Here is a 15,115-nt window from a genome sequence, read left to right on the forward strand (position 1 = left end):
CACGAGAGGGCCATACCATCACATGCCCCTTTTGCCCCGACAAGGCGGCAGACAGGGACACCACACACGGAACTCAGGAACTCAAGCCCACAAGGTAGCCCCGGTTCCCGTCATCACGAGTTTGTGAGAAATATCAGCGATCAGCCGCCAGCGCCCGTGCGCCGATATCGCGCCGCCAGACACCCTCTTTCCAGCGAATGGCGGAAACTCCCTGATAGGCGGCGTCAATGGCCTCCTTCATGGTCGGCGCGATACCGCAGACAGCCAGCACACGCCCACCGGACGAAACGAGATGCCCCTGCGGGTCACGCGCTGTTCCCGCCTGAAAAACCTGCACACCCGGCACAGCTTCCGCACGATCAATCCCTTCGATCAGGCCACCTTTGACATAGTCTCCGGGATAGCCTTCCGCCGCCATGATGACCACGGCGGAGGCGTCGTCCGAGAACGTGATCTGCACGTCGTCCAGAGAACCTTTCGCCAGCGCCACGAATGCAGGCAGCAGGTCGGACGTCAGGCGAGGCAGGAGCGCCTCCGCTTCCGGATCGCCGAAGCGGACATTGTATTCGATCAGTTTCGGCCCCTCGGTTGTCAGCATCAGACCGGCGAAGATCACGCCGCGGAACGGCGTCCCACGCTTCACCATCTCTGTCAGCATCGGACGCACCAGAATGTCGAGCGCCTTTTCCTGCGCCGCACGGTCGAACCCGGCTGGCGGCGAGACCGCGCCCATGCCGCCGGTGTTCGGGCCGGTATCCCCGTCGCCAATACGCTTGTGATCCTGCGCCGCGCCGATCAGCACCGCCGTCTCGCCCGAGCAGAAGGCAAAGAGCGAAACCTCCTCCCCAACCATACATTCTTCGATCACCACCGAGAGGCCCGCGTCTCCCAGCTTGCTGGACGTCATCATGTCGGTGACGGCTTCTTCGGCTTCCGCCGCCGTCTGCGCCACGACCACACCCTTACCGGCAGCCAGACCATCAGCCTTCACCACGATCGGCGCACCACGACGGCGCACGAAGGCAATCGCATGGGCCGGATCAGTGAAGCGCTCCCATTTGGCGGTCGGGATGCCTGCCGCGTCACACACTTCTTTCGTGAAGGTTTTGCTACCCTCCAGTTGCGCCGCCGCTTTCGTCGGACCCGCACAGGGGATGCCGACCTCGGCGCAGGCATCGGCGAGTCCTGCGACGAGAGGCGCTTCCGGTCCCGGCACGACGAGGTCGATGTTTTCTTTCTGGGCAAACGCCACGAGTGCGGCGACATTGCCAGCCGCAATGGCGACATTCGTGCCGCACAGGGCCGTGCCCGGATTGCCTGGAGCGATATAGAGCTGCGTGAGAGCTGGCGACTTCGCCAGCGCCGCCGCGAGCGCATGCTCACGACCACCCGAACCAACCAGCAGAACTCTCATCGCGTCACCTTCTTTCCGACCACATGGAGGGGCTGTCCCAATTGCGGCTCTTGTTGAGAACGCAGCGTCTGTAGCATAGGGTCGCATCATGGACGATGGCTCTCCGACACCTCCCGCTTCCTTTCCCGGCGTCAATGTGCCGGAATATTCGGTCTCCGAAATTTCCGGGGCCATCAAACGCACCCTCGAAGGAACGTTCGGGCGAGTGCGCGTGCGTGGCGAAATCACGGAATTCAAGCGTTACAGCTCCGGCCATCTTTACTTCTCGCTAAAGGACGAAGGCGGAAAAATTTCCGGTGTTGTCTGGCGCGGTTCCGTGTCCCGCCTCGGGCTGGCGCCGGAAAACGGGCTGGAGATCATCGCCACGGGCCGCGTCTCTTCCTATGGCGAGCGTTCCAGCTATCAGTTGATCGTCGAGAAGATGGAGTATGCGGGCGAAGGCGCGCTGCTCGCCCGTATCGAACGGTTGCGGCAGAGGTTGGCGCAGGAAGGACTGTTCGACGTCGAGCGCAAACGGCAGATTCCCCGTCTGCCATGTGTGATTGGCGTGGTCACTTCCATGCAGGGCGCGGTGTTGCACGACATCCGCACGACCATCGCCCGCCGCTTTCCCCGTCACCTGCTGATCTGGCCCGTCGCCGTGCAGGGTGAAGGGGCCGCCGCACAGATTGCTTCAGCCATCGAGGGATTCAGTCTGCTGGGTCGCTCTGGTCCCGGCGAAAACCTGCCGCGTCCGGACGTACTGATCGTCGCGCGTGGCGGCGGTTCGCTCGAAGACCTGATGGCCTTCAATGACGAAGCCGTTCTCCGCGCCGTCGCCGCCTGCCCGATTCCGGTGATCTCCGCTGTTGGGCATGAGACCGACACCACGCTGATCGACTTCGTTTCAGACATGCGGGCGCCGACCCCCACAGCCGCCGCCGAACTGGCAGTGCCGGTGCGTGACGAACTGCTGGCCGATCTCACCCATCGCATCGCCCGTATGGGAAGCGCACTGAACCGGATCGCACAGACCGCACGCCTGCGTCTGGATCGCGCCACATCCGGCCTGCCGGATCTCCCTTCCCTGCTCAGCACGGCGCGGATGCGTCTTGATGACCGGTCACACAGGCTGGACCTCGCCCTGCCCGCGCTGCTGGAACGTCGCAAGGCGGCTCTGGGTGCAGCAGAACGACATATGCCCGCGCCGTCAGCCCTGTTCAGCGATCGGCGCTCCCGTCTTTCTCTGGATAATGCCGCTCTGGGCGCCGCCATGGCGGCCTCCTGTCGGGCCGCGGAAGCCCGTCTGGGACGCCAGCGTCTGACCGCCGCTCCCCTGCAGGCCCTGTGTCGGGAACGGCAGGCGCGCCTGTCAGGTGTCGGAAACGTGCTCGAATCCGTCTCGCCGCGTGCTGTTCTCGACCGTGGCTATGTTCTCGTCCGTGACGCGGCAGGCGATGCTGTCACACGGGCAGCCGGATTGAAGTCCGGCCAGCACGTCACACTTGTTTTTGCTGATGATGAGCGCCTCGCCCGCATCGAAGCCCCCAAGGATACGGCTCAGGGAGCCCTTGATCTATGAAAAACATCTTCAAAAATCTGAAGTCCATTAAACCGGATTTCAGCCGGATTGCCTCGCCCGATGCCGATGGCGTGGAAAACCGTCCTGAAAAGCTGATGTTCATCATCATGATCGTTCTCGCATCGCTCTCGATGCTTCTTTATATCGGCGGGTCGTTCGTCAATGCCATCCGTATGTCAGAACAGCCTGCGCCTGTGGAGCAGCACGCGCCTGTGGCACAGCCAGACAGCACGCAGCAGTAACTGGTTCAGTGAGTTTGGCTATCCGAAGATTTTGAAAAAACTTCACCAAAATTTTCATTTATCGAGAGTCTTCAAGACTGTTTTTATAGTTTACAAACAGAGGACAGAGCAGCCCACTGCCCTTCCCGCCTTCGCGGTTTAATACATCGGGTTCAGAGGGACTGTGTCCCTTTGTAGGGTTCGGGGCAAAGCCCCGGAAACCTCTGACTTATGCTTGCAAGATAATACGAACGCCTTTTCAAACGGGTTCCAGAGCGCCTTTGTGCTCCCCAAGCCCGTTTGCAAGACACACTCAATCGACAAAAACCTCAGCGCTCCGTGTAACGCACATGAAGCTTCCCGACGCCTTCACATTCTCCTTCGAGTCTGTCTCCCGGCTTCACAGGCCCCACACCGGATGGCGTGCCGGTGAGGATAAGATCTCCCGGACGCAATTCGACAAAACTCGAGAGGATGGAAATAACTTCCGGAACTGACCAGATGAGGTCACTGATATCCCCGTGCTGACGCACCGTTCCGTTGACCGAAAGACTGATCCGTCCTTTCACCAGATGCCCCGCCTTCGACACCGGCACAATCGTGCTGATCGGACAGGACTGGTCGAAACCTTTACTCAGATCCCATGGTTGACCGGCTTTCTTGGCGACGGCCTGCAGATCACGCCGCGTCATGTCTAAAGCCAGAGCATAACCGAACACATGATCCAGCGCGTCCTGCACGGCAATATTCACGCCCTGCTGACCAATCGCTACAGCCAGTTCAATTTCATGGTGTAGATCTTCTGTGTGCAATGGATAGGGAAGAACCTCTTCCATTGTGACTGCATCAGAGGGTTTTGCAAAAAAGATCGGAAGGTCATGTGCGGGATCTCCCCCCATTTCCCGCGTATGTTCTCCATAGTTGCGTCCGACACACCAGATCCGATGAACCGGGAATCGTGCTTCAGTCTCAAGGACTGGGACGGACGGAATCGAAACAGGCTCAAAGAAATAATGCATGGGGACAAATCCATTCTTTTCGGACACGGATAACATGACCTCGCACTGGTTTTCATCCAAGACTGCGACGACTCCCATGATTGTGTTGAGACCCCGCTTATTGCGATGGAAGACGCCTCCATTGCTTCCGCAGGATCAGGCCGTCTGCGGATATTCTCATTGCCCTCATAAACAAACACCCGCCTCGAAGAAGCGGGTGTTGTCCAAAACCTGATACGGCGGCAAAAAACTTCTGATCCCTGCGCTTATTCCGGCGTGACCAGATCATAATAACTCTGATCAAGCATGAAATGCGGCGAATAGGCCGGGTCACGCTGATAGATCGCATGGTCACCCCAATACTGATGCATATGCTGGGTCTCGGCAAAGAACCGGGCCTCATGCTCGGGCCGATCATCGCTTCCACGCGACACACTCTCATGGTGCACCGCCACGAAATTGTTGCACTGGACAATACGCCAACCGGCCTCACGCATCTTCAGGCAGAGATCGACGTCATTATAAGCGACTTTCAGATTAATCTCATCAAAGCCACCGGCCTCGCGGAAGGCTTCGGCGCGAACCAGCATGCCCGCCGCCGTGACTGCCGTGACTTCATGCGACAGAATGGCGCGGGAAATATAGCCATAGTCATGCGCCTGAAGTCCGCGATGCGCATGGGACGCCACGCCATCGGGGCCCACCACCACACCCACATGCTGGATAGCGCCGTTGGGATAGAGGAACTTCCCGCCGACAGCCCCGATATCCTCACCCGCGAGCGCTTCTCCCACAATGGTTTTCAGCCATTTGGGATCTTCCACGAAAAGATCGTTGTTCATGAAGAAAAAGAATTCGGATGAGCAGGTCGCCGCAGCAAGATTGTTCAGACGCGAGAAATTGAACTCTTCCCGGATCGAAAGAACCTGAACGCGCTTGTTCCGGGAAATCTCCTTGCAGAAGGCCAGCGCATCTTCATCTGTCGACCAGTTATCGACCAGAATGATGTCATAAGCCTTGTAATCCGTGTGTTCCAGTATCCGTGAAACACATTCCCGGGTCAGAGCCGTCTGATTACGGAACGGAATAATGATCGATACCGTCGGCTCGCGACTGATCCCCCACCACACATTGTAGATGGTCAGATCATTGATCGCCTCGACCCGCGCCTCATGTCCGACACGCCTCAGATGATCGGCGACAGCCCGGACACCGGCATTCACCGCATACTGCTTGTTGGCAATCGTCATCGCTGTCGAGTTCGGAGTCTTCCGCCAGTGATAAAGAACTTCCGGAACATGCAGGAAGCCTTCACGCGGCACGATCTCCGTCAGACGCAACATCAGATCATGATCCTGCGCGCCATCATAACTGGCGTTCAGATCCCCGACCTGACGCAGCACATCCGTACGCACCATGGTGAGATGGCAGATGTAGTTACAGCCCAGCAGATACCGGTAATCAAAATCAGGCTTGAAATTCGGCTCCAGAAAATACCCAGCCTGATCGATCTTGTCCTCGTCTGAATAAATCACCTGAGGATCAAGGCCCGAAGCCGCCTGCAACATGGCCTCCAGAGCCACGTCAACCATGGCGTCATCGTGGTCAAAGAACGCGACCCAGCTGCCTTTCGCCGCCTTGACGCCCTCGTTTGTCGCTCCGGAAATTCCCAGATTTTTTTTCAGACGAATCAATTTGATACGAGGATCATTCCGGCAATATTCCGCCATCCTCGCCGCAACTTCCAGAGACTTCCCGCCATCGTCCACGACGATGAGCTCCCAGTTGCTCCAGGTCTGCGCCATGACCGATTCAACTGCGGCGATGAAGTCGGTCATGTCCGGTTTGTAGGTCGGACAGATGACACTCACCAGCGGCCCCTTGGCGACAAAGCCCGCGCCAAGCTGCTGGCGACGCTCCGCTACGCGAGCCCTCAGAACATTGAAGTAACGACGCGCCCAGTTGTCATAATCGCCAAGATTGAACCGCTGCTCGGGGAGCAGGTTGTTTACTGTCGCACGCAGGGACGAGATTTCACGATGAAGGCGCGCGATGGTTTCGCTGACGCCCAGCAGATGCTCTTCGAGCCTGTTATCAACCAGCGACGTGTTGATGGGACTACCCATCAGTTCCACATCGCCCGGCACAGCAAAGAAACTGATCGTCCGGGCACCTGTCTGACGACGATGCTTCGGGATGACCAGTTCGAAACCGCAGTTTGCCTCGCCTCCTACGGCCGACGCCACATCACCCCGAAAACGGTCCGCACGAATGCGCGCGAAAGGCGCTCCATCGATAAAAACCGCGACTTCGCACTGCCCTTCACGGTTCCCATTCGCCGCATTGATGCGTTGCACCCATCCCCGCAGCGCGCCCCGCGAGAAGCCATCCACGCAGGATTCGTAATTGAAACGCGGCTGAAGAACGATCTTGACGTCTTCTTCCTTGATCGTGCCGTCCTCTGTCACCAGACAGGGTACGACCGAACGATTCGGAAACCGCAGCCCGATCCGATGCTCCCTGCCATCAGCAAACGAATCCGGCAGCACGAAGGAGAAGCCAAGATTGGGCGTCATGACCCCGATGTTTTCCTGCACGTCCGATCGCGGCTGATCGCAGATCACGGACCCGACTTCCTGTCCGTCAATAATGACGTGAAGCGTGGCAGGCACACGCGGCGCAGCCAGATTACAGGCCCACCCCCTTACTTCCAGCCCCTCCAGACGATCGAAATAACCAATAAACTGCGTAATCTGACGGGAAGTCGGCAATGGAGCTTTCATGAAAATCCTCGTTTTCCTGACATGTGCGAAAAAACACAGATCAGGATAAAGCGCTGTCCGAAGGGCATATTAAAAACATCCCTTCTTCAGAACATACCAGTTCAAAACAAACTCTTCATGCAGAACAATCTGGAAGAGGCCAGAAACGCCATAACCGCAAAACATGACCGGCAAGGAAATTTTCCGGCCATGTCGCGGGCCTGACGCCCTCTGAAACATCATGATGATAAGGCTGAAGCCTTAACTTCCAGAAAACGCTGCATCGATTTACGGGCACGGGATGCGTCACCTCCAAGCCGGATCAGGCTTCCGATCTGCAGGGGATTACGCAGCAAGGCTGCTGCCAGAGCACCCACTCCCAGCCCGCCGTCCGGCGACAGCGCGATGCCCGCAGCGGGAGGCAGCGTCCGGTCAGCCGGATCACACACCACGCGCAGCACGCCGAAAGGTCTTTTCACGGACTGCGCCGCCACCGCCAGAAAGCCGCTCTCCATATCAAGAGAGCAGCAGCCGCTCTCCAGAGCCAGACGCTGCTTGTCCTCAGCGGTCAGCACGACGACATCGCTGTGCAGAAGCGCGCCTGCCACCACACCGGAGGCTTCCGCCCCCAGAAGACGTCGTACGGCTGGCGCGCAGGGATAGAGCTTGCCGTCCTTCACCACCGCATCCGGCACAAGGATCGTCCCCGGTCTGAGCGCCGGATCAAGACCCGCCGCGAGCCCGAACGACACGACAAAAGGCGCGCCCGAGGCGACCAGCCGTTCGGCTCCCTTCCGTGCGCCCTCCCGTGTGGCCCCGCTGATTGCAATCGGCGAGCCGGGAAAAAACTGTCGCAGAAGAGAGGCCTCAGCCTTCAGTCCCACAAGAAATCCGATATCGGCTGGAGAGGGAAGGCTCTTGTTCATGATCAGAAACCGTAGCTCACCTGGCCGGAGTTGCTGCTCTTGAGATTCCGGTAGCGCGACACAGCCAGAAGCGGGAAGAACTGCCTGTAACCGTGATACTTGAGATAGAACACCTTGGGGAAACCAACGGCGTTATAGGGATCTTCTTCCCACTCGCCATTGTCACCCTGATGCTTGGATAGCCACGCGATACCCCGCACCACGGCCGGATCATCACGACGACCGACCGCCATCATGCCCAGAACCGCCCACGCCGTCTGGGAAGGCAGGCTTTGTTTGTACTCGCCACGAGGACCGTCTTCATAGCTCTCGCAACCTTCGCCCCAGCCGCCATCGGGACGCTGGACGGAGCGGAGCCACTCCACGGCGCGCACCACCATCGGATCATCATGGGAAATACCGGCTGCGTTCAGGGAGCACAGGACAGACCATGTACCGTAAATGAAATTGGTACCCCACCGACCAAACCAGGAACCGTCCTCTTCCTGATCGCCCCGGAGATACTCCAAAGCGCGTTCAATCACCGGACGATCCTCGGCATGACCAAGCTGCGCCAGAAAAGACACACAACGCGCCGTCACATCGGCTGTCGGCGGGTCAAGAAGCGCACCATGATCCGAGAACGGAATATGGTTCAGCAGTTCCTTGTCGTTATCGACATCGAATGCACCCCAGCCGCCATTGGTGCTCTGCATCCCCACGATCCACTTGCGGGCACGCTCGATCGCTTCATCATTGGCCGGGTCGTTCTGGCGATGCAGCAGCATGCCGACAACCGCCGTATCGTCCACGTCAGGATAATAGTCATTGCGATACTGGAAAGCCCAACCGCCCGGTTCGAGGTCGGGGCGATTGATCGCCCAGTCACCCTTCACATCGAGAATCTGACGGTCGCGCAGCCATTCAGCCGCCTTCGCCATCTTCTCTTCCGTTTTCTTCCGCGCGACAGGATCGGAACCGCTGGCCGCTTCCATCATGGCGTGACCCGCCAGTCCGGTGTCCCAGATGGGAGACACGCACGGCTGGCAATATACCTCATCCCCATGATCAATCAGAAGCGCCCTGACCGACTCCCATGCCGTGGCGGCGCGGGGATCACTGTCCGGCACGCCCATGGCGCGATACATCATCACCGTGTTGGCCATGGCCGGATAAATCGCGCCAAGACCGTCAAGGCCGTTCAGCCGCGGTTCAATGAAATCAACGGACGCCCTGATGGCCTTCTCGTGAACCTTCTGAGGAATCAGCTTCACCACCGGACGCAGAACCTGATCCAGCACCTTGAAGGCATGTCCCCACCTGGAACGGTATGGCCCCCTGATCCAGTCCTTCACCTGATCCGGCGGCGTGACGAACAGTTCCTGCACATGCACGCCGCGCGGATTGACCGCCACCGGACGCAGCGCCGCCAGCACCAGCAGCGGCGCGATCACGGTGCGCGACCAGTAGGACATGTTCCAGACCGAGAAGAACGCGGAGCGCGGCAACAGCATCAGTTCGACCGGCATGACCGGCGTGCCATGCCATGGCACCTCCCCGAACAGCGCCAACTGGAAACGTGTGAAGACGTTGCTCCGCTCGGCGCCGCCATGATCGAGAACAGCCTGACGGGCGCGCTGCATGTGCGGCGCGTTGATGTCGTCACCAATACATTTCAGCGCGTAATAGGCCTTCACCGTTGCGGAGATGTTGAAATCGCCGTCATGATAGAGCGGCCAGCCACCGTGCTCGCCCTGAATACGCCGCAGATAAACGCCGATCCTGTCTTCCAGAGGCTGATCGATCCGGTCGAGAAAATGCTCAAGCAGGACATATTCCGCCGGAATGGTCGCATCGGCTTCCAGTTCGAAAACCCAGTGCCCATCGTCGTTCTGCTTGCCGCCCAGTGCTGCATGCGCACGCTCGACCACACGATCCAGCTCACTCGGAGCCAGTTCACCGGAGGTAAATCCCGTGTTCTCGGTAATGGCAGAGTTCGTTACATCGTCCAGCATGGCCTGCAGTCATTCCTCCAGTAGAAACACGTTTCTTCAGAAATCGTGCCAGTCGTTAACGCGATCCACGGTCTTACCGTGATATCGTAATCAGAGTCAGTCAGGCGCCATCAGCCAGACAGGGGCCCGCGAAGCCCCAATGCCTGCACGGCGGTAACGCCTGAACGAATTGAACCGTCAATGGTGGCGGGCAAACCCGTCGTCGTCCAGTCCCCGGCCAATGCCAGATTGACCAGTCCCGTCGCGGCGCCCGGTCTTTTCCGCAGTTGCGCAGGTGTGGCGGCAAAGGTCGCACGCTTCTCCCAAACCAGCCGTTGCAAGGGTGGCTCGGCAGGAAGCGGTCCTGCCAGAAGTCCGTCCATCGCCTGCCGCACCTCCTGCCAGATCTGTCGCCCCAACTCATCAGGATCACGCTCGGCATAGCGGTTGGCCGCGCTGACCGTGACCGACAGGATATCATTCTTGAGAAAAATCCATTCCGTCACGGCGCCCACGACACCGACAAAGCGGGTCTTCGCAAAGGCCCCGACAGGCACGGGAGGTCGTTCAAGACGGAAATGCGCGTTGAAAATACCTTCAAACTCATCCGGCACCACCAGATCGGGCAGCGCCTCTTTCAGCAGGCTCGCCGCCACGGGCGCGGTGACAGCCAGAATGACCGCATCATCCTCGCCAACGTCGATACGTTCGTCCGGGAAGATCAGCGCCGTGACACGACCGTTCGCGGTTCCGATACCGGTGACACGCCGTCCGGTACGGACCTCCGCCTTCAGAATGGACAGATGCGACAGAGCCGGGTCCACAAGGCTTTCGGACAGGCCGATCTTAGGGAAACGCGGCAGGCAGGCGCGACCACCCTTGGCCAGCGATTCGTTGATCACATGGCCGAGCAGAGCCGCACTGGCTTCATCGCTCGGCGTGTTGAGCGCGGCGATGGAGAACGGATCGAGCAGGCGACGCGAGAACTCGCCCGGCAGCAGGCAGTCGGACACGACCTGATCGGGTTTCGCGTCAATCAGACGCTTCAGGCTGAGCAGCTCGCCGAGCTTCATTCCCGGCACACGCCGGTTCGGGCTTAATACCCACCATGGCACCCGCCCCATCGAGAGGTCCAGCGTCCATACGCAGGGCTTCCTGAGGTCCACAAACGGAAAAATCGGCTGATCCGGCCCCTGCAACGTGTTCAGAGCGCCGATCAGCCCCATATATCGAAAGACAGCCTCGTTGGCTGTCAGCAGCAGGTGGTTGCCGTTGTCGATCCGGCAACCCAGCTTCTTGTCCTCGTAGGAGCGGGCGCGTCCGCCGCAGGCGGGACCGGCCTCATGCACGATGACATGCTGCCCGCTGCCCGCGATCTCGACGGCGGCGGACAGCCCGGACAGACCCCCGCCGACAATATGAACCCGACGCGCCATCCGTATCAGGCCGCGAATGCCAGCACGACACCAACTGCCTTGCTGGCCTTCGACACCGCAAGCGGAACGCGCACCTGCTCCCAGCCCCGTTTTGTCAGGGCGTTCAGGATCGCCAGATAGCAGCCGCCCATCATACGCGCAGGCATCATGGCCTTGCGGTCACATTTCTTCATGGCCCGGAACGCCTGACGGAAATGGTCCTGTGCCCGCACGGAAAGAATCTGCATCACGCCAGCCAGACCGGGCGCTGCGAGAACCTTCTGCGGATCGGCCGGCACGTCGAAGCGGGCCAGCAGTTCCTTCGGCAGATACAGGCGGCCAATCCGCGCATCTTCCGCCACGTCGCGCAGAATATTGGTCAACTGGAGCGCGCGACCGAGATGATAGGCCACCCGCTCCGCGTGTTCCGAGCTGTCACCGAACACATGCACGGAGAGACGTCCGACAGCGGACGCCACACGGTCACAGTAAAGATCCAGCGTCTCTTCGGACGGCGCGACCACCGGTCCTGTGGCGTCCATGATCATGCCGTCGATCACGGCGTCGAAATCTTTCTGCTTCAGCGAAAAGAAACGGATGGAGGCATGCAGAACCCGGTCCAGCGCATCCTCGGTTCTGTCCGCGTAAAGACGGCCAATGCGCTCACGCCACTCGGTGAGGCGCGCTTCCCGGTCTTTTGCGTGCTCCGGACCGCTCAGGGACGGCACATCGCCATCCGCGATGTCGTCCACCAGCCGACAGAATGCATAGATCGCATACATGCCATACCGCCGGTAGGGAGGCAGAATGCGCATTCCCGCGGCGAATGACGTCCCCGCCTGCCGCACGATCGCCTCGACGCGCGCAAGATCGGTCGGGTCGCAGCCGAGCGGTGTGGGTTCGTCATGCGTTCCGAGTGCGTCAGTCATGGCATCCCTTTCCCGGACGGTTCCACACCGCCCCATAGTCCAGCGAGAGCAGACGCTCCCCTGTCTTTCCAGCCCTGTCCCCGGCTCCGTCTTCCGGCAGACATCTCAGTTCTTCCAGCCTTTGAGCGCCGCGAATGCCGCCCGTGCGAAATCGCCTTTTGTCAGCGCCACACGCTCTGCCAGCGGATCTCCCGCACGCAGACGGGCCGCCAGCAGATGCGCCAGCCGCACGACAGCGGCGCAATACATCCGCATCCGACGATCCTTTACCTGACGCAGCAGCCCGAGGGCCACCCCGTTCAGACGATCTGTCTCGTCGAGCAATATGTCGAAAACACGACGCAATGACGGGGAGGTCGTACTTTCCAGAACAGCGTCTACACCCAGCCCCTGCGCCTCAAGAAGGTCCAGCGGCACATAGCTCCGCTTCAGAAGAAGAAGGTCTTTCTGACAATCCTGGAGATGATTGAGAATCTGGAGTGACGTGCACAGCGCGTCAGACGCCGGGAAAGTCCTGTCGCTTTCGCCGTGCAGGCCCAGCAGAAAACGTCCAACCGGATTCGCGGAATAGCGGCAATAGCGATCAAGTTCAGCCTGAGAAGCGTAGCGCGATTTGACCGCGTCTTCCCGGAACGCGACCAGCAGGGAGGTCGCGACATCGAACGGCAACCCCGTGCGCAGCAGCATCTCCCGGACCCGCGCGGCGGAGCGGGCATCCTTGCGTTCAGGCGCCTGCGCCCGACCGTGCACGATGTCTTCCATCGCATCCAGCCGCGCCACCTTCTCCTCGGGCGTCAGCCTGTCGCTATCCGTCACATCGTCGCTAAACCGGGCAAAATCATAATAGGCATGCACATGTTCGCGCATGGCGGGCGCGAACAACACCGATCCGACCGGAAAATTCTCGTCTGATTGTCCCTTGCCGGACGAGACATCAGGCGCGCGCCATGGATCGATTTTGTCACGGGCGACAGCAGCCCGCACGTCTTCAACTGACAGGCTTTCTGACAGGAGGGCTGGCTCCGCGTGCGCGGCTGATGAGGAATCCTGAAACATGGCGGGGTGGTTTACACGCTCCGAAGGCTGCTGCCTACACTTACCACCGCTTTACATCCGGCCGACCGGAGCGAACAGTTGACCGAGTCACCCGCAGGAGCGTCCACAGGAGCCATGCCCCCATGACAAATATCCCCCTGCCACGTGTCGGTTGCGGGGCCGCGATCTTCCGCAACGGGCGACTCCTGCTCGTTCAGAGAAAACGCAATCCCGAAGCCGGGCACTGGGGTCTACCCGGCGGCAAGGTCGATCCCTATGAGAAAGTCGCCGACACGGCGGCGCGCGAGATCGACGAGGAGCTGGGCATCCGGATCGAATCTCCCGAACTGCTCTGCGTCGTGGACCAGATCGACCGGGCCGGTGAGCAGCATTGGGTCGCGCCGGTTTTCCTGGTGGAAGCCTTCATCGGCGAGCCCGTCATCCGTGAGCCCGAGGCTCTGGCCGACATGGGCTGGTTTGCCCTGTCCTCGCTGCCCTCGCCTCTGACCGAGGCGACCCGGCAAGCGCTTCAGGCTCTTCGGAAACGTGCAGGATATCGTTGAACCGACAGACCTGCGGAATGGTCTTCCTCACAGGACTCTTTCCCGGATGATATCCGCTCCAACCCGCTGGAAGAGAGCAGTTCCCAAAGGTCTGCGTGAGTAGGACACGGGACAAAGCGTCCTGAAACCTCCGCGGTGGAAGAGGTTTCAGGCTGTCAGCTTTATCCCGAGTGCGTCGCCCCGGTATAAGACCGGTTCTTCCATCTCACCCCACGACCACAATGATGATCCACAGCCGATCCGACCGTCGCGGCCGTGTAGAACATTGCAACGACTGGCAGCAGCAGGGCCCAGAAAGGCGACATGCGGAAACGCCGCAATGTTGGAATGTAGGACGCCATCGACGCCGCCCAGGCGAGCGCCGCAAGCCTGCGGGCCGGTCCTTTTCCAAACAGCGCCAGAAAGACGGGAAGAACCCAGACAAGCAGCATCCCCAGCACCGTCCCGACAAGGATCAACGGAGAATAACGCAGCTGAACGTATGCTGTGCGGGCGATCATGCGCCAGATGTCACGCGGATGCGGATAGGGTCGGATCGAACGGGCCAGACAGGAATGACCGAGATAGATCCGCCCACCCGATCGCTTGACGTGCGCCGCCAGCGTGCAGTCATCGATCAGGGCGCCACGCAGGGCGGCGATACCGCCAATGCGCGTCAGCGCGGAACGGCGGATAAGAATTGTGCCGCCCGCCGCAGCCGCCGTCCGGCTTTTGGGATCAGCCACCTTGGAGAAAGGATACAGCAGCGCGAAGAAGAACACGAAGGCAGGAACCAGCGCCTTTTCGGCCGAACTGACACAGTTCAGCTCCACCATCTCGGACACCATATCGAGCCCATCACGCTCGGCTTTTTCAACCAGCGTGGAGATATGGGCCGGATCATGCTCGATATCGGCGTCGGTCAGCAGAATGTAGCCGCCCTCTTCCGGCTGCTCCGCCCGGACATGCGCCACCCCCTGCTCGACAGCCCAGAGCTTGCCGCTCCAGACTTCATCAGGGCGAGGCTGTCCATCCAGAACCGTCAGCCTTCCCTGCGGGTCCGCTATGGAGCGCGCGAGATCGCCTGTTCCGTCAACACTGCGATCGTCGGTCAGCACAATGCGATACTGTCCCGCATAATCCTGCGCCAGAAGGGATGAGAGGCAGATTTGGATGGACTCGGCCTCGTCCCGTGCGGGAATGACCACACTGACGGGAGGACGTGTCTTATGCGCCTTACCGGGACGCAGAATGGGACCGGCCTGCCAGAACCGTCCATGAAAGCCGAGCAGGGCGGCCCAGATCAGTGCCGAAAGACCGGCCAGATAAACCAGCATCG

The 15,115-nt window shown here is 60.0% G+C and carries 12 protein-coding genes; 3 read left to right on the forward strand and 9 right to left on the reverse strand.

Features of this window, described 5'->3' with window-relative positions:
• Positions 1–133: 133 nt before the first annotated feature.
• On the reverse strand, positions 134–1,414 hold the full coding sequence (purD, locus tag A0U92_RS11715) for a phosphoribosylamine--glycine ligase (RefSeq protein WP_077813387.1): 1,281 nt from the start codon (positions 1,412–1,414) through the stop codon (positions 134–136).
• Between the two features lie 88 nt (positions 1,415–1,502).
• Between purD and xseA the strand changes: the two genes are divergently transcribed.
• Complete coding sequence (gene xseA, locus A0U92_RS11720) at positions 1,503–2,975, forward strand: exodeoxyribonuclease VII large subunit (protein WP_077813388.1); 1,473 nt, start codon at positions 1,503–1,505, stop codon at positions 2,973–2,975.
• Positions 2,972–3,217 carry a hypothetical protein gene (locus A0U92_RS11725; RefSeq protein ID WP_077813389.1) on the forward strand — a complete coding sequence of 82 codons (246 nt, stop codon included), beginning with the start codon at positions 2,972–2,974 and terminating at the stop codon, positions 3,215–3,217. Before xseA ends, A0U92_RS11725 begins: the two co-directional genes overlap by 4 nt.
• Positions 3,218–3,525: 308 nt before the next feature.
• Here the strand turns inward: A0U92_RS11725 and A0U92_RS11730 are convergent, their stop codons facing one another.
• From A0U92_RS11730 to A0U92_RS11760, 7 genes are all read right to left on the reverse strand, one after another.
• On the reverse strand, positions 3,526–4,215 hold the full coding sequence (locus A0U92_RS11730) for a fumarylacetoacetate hydrolase family protein (protein ID WP_077814412.1): 690 nt from the start codon (positions 4,213–4,215) through the stop codon (positions 3,526–3,528).
• Between the two features lie 245 nt (positions 4,216–4,460).
• A complete protein-coding gene (locus A0U92_RS11735) occupies positions 4,461–6,977 on the reverse strand; it encodes a glycosyltransferase family 2 protein (protein WP_077813390.1) in 2,517 nt (838 codons plus the stop codon).
• Positions 6,978–7,195: 218 nt separating this feature from the next.
• Positions 7,196–7,882: a phosphorylase family protein gene (locus A0U92_RS11740; RefSeq protein ID WP_077813391.1), complete on the reverse strand. Its 687-nt coding sequence runs from the start codon at positions 7,880–7,882 to the stop codon at positions 7,196–7,198.
• A 2-nt stretch (positions 7,883–7,884) separates the two neighbouring features.
• The gene (shc, locus tag A0U92_RS11745; protein ID WP_077813392.1) at positions 7,885–9,876 is read right to left on the reverse strand and encodes a squalene--hopene cyclase; all 1,992 of its coding nucleotides are present in this window, start codon (positions 9,874–9,876) and stop codon (positions 7,885–7,887) included.
• A 110-nt stretch (positions 9,877–9,986) separates the two neighbouring features.
• Positions 9,987–11,291, reverse strand: a complete 1,305-nt coding sequence (hpnE, locus tag A0U92_RS11750) for a hydroxysqualene dehydroxylase HpnE (protein WP_077813393.1) — start codon at positions 11,289–11,291, stop codon at positions 9,987–9,989.
• Positions 11,292–11,296: 5 nt separating this feature from the next.
• Complete coding sequence (gene hpnD, locus A0U92_RS11755; RefSeq protein WP_077813394.1) at positions 11,297–12,199, reverse strand: presqualene diphosphate synthase HpnD; 903 nt, start codon at positions 12,197–12,199, stop codon at positions 11,297–11,299.
• 105 nt (positions 12,200–12,304) lie between these two features.
• Entirely contained in the window at positions 12,305–13,255 is a 951-nt protein-coding gene (locus A0U92_RS11760; RefSeq protein ID WP_077813395.1) for a squalene/phytoene synthase family protein, read from the reverse strand.
• A 122-nt stretch (positions 13,256–13,377) separates the two neighbouring features.
• On the opposite strand from A0U92_RS11760, the gene A0U92_RS11765 reads away from it, so the two are divergent.
• The gene (locus A0U92_RS11765) at positions 13,378–13,797 is read left to right on the forward strand and encodes an NUDIX hydrolase (RefSeq protein WP_077813396.1); all 420 of its coding nucleotides are present in this window, start codon (positions 13,378–13,380) and stop codon (positions 13,795–13,797) included.
• Positions 13,798–13,958: 161 nt separating this feature from the next.
• Here the strand turns inward: A0U92_RS11765 and A0U92_RS11770 are convergent, their stop codons facing one another.
• A complete protein-coding gene (locus A0U92_RS11770) occupies positions 13,959–15,113 on the reverse strand; it encodes a glycosyltransferase (protein WP_077813397.1) in 1,155 nt (384 codons plus the stop codon).
• Positions 15,114–15,115 lie beyond the last annotated feature (2 nt).

Origin of the sequence: Acetobacter aceti, assembly GCF_002005445.1 — a bacterium.
GTDB lineage: Bacteria > Pseudomonadota > Alphaproteobacteria > Acetobacterales > Acetobacteraceae > Acetobacter > Acetobacter aceti_B.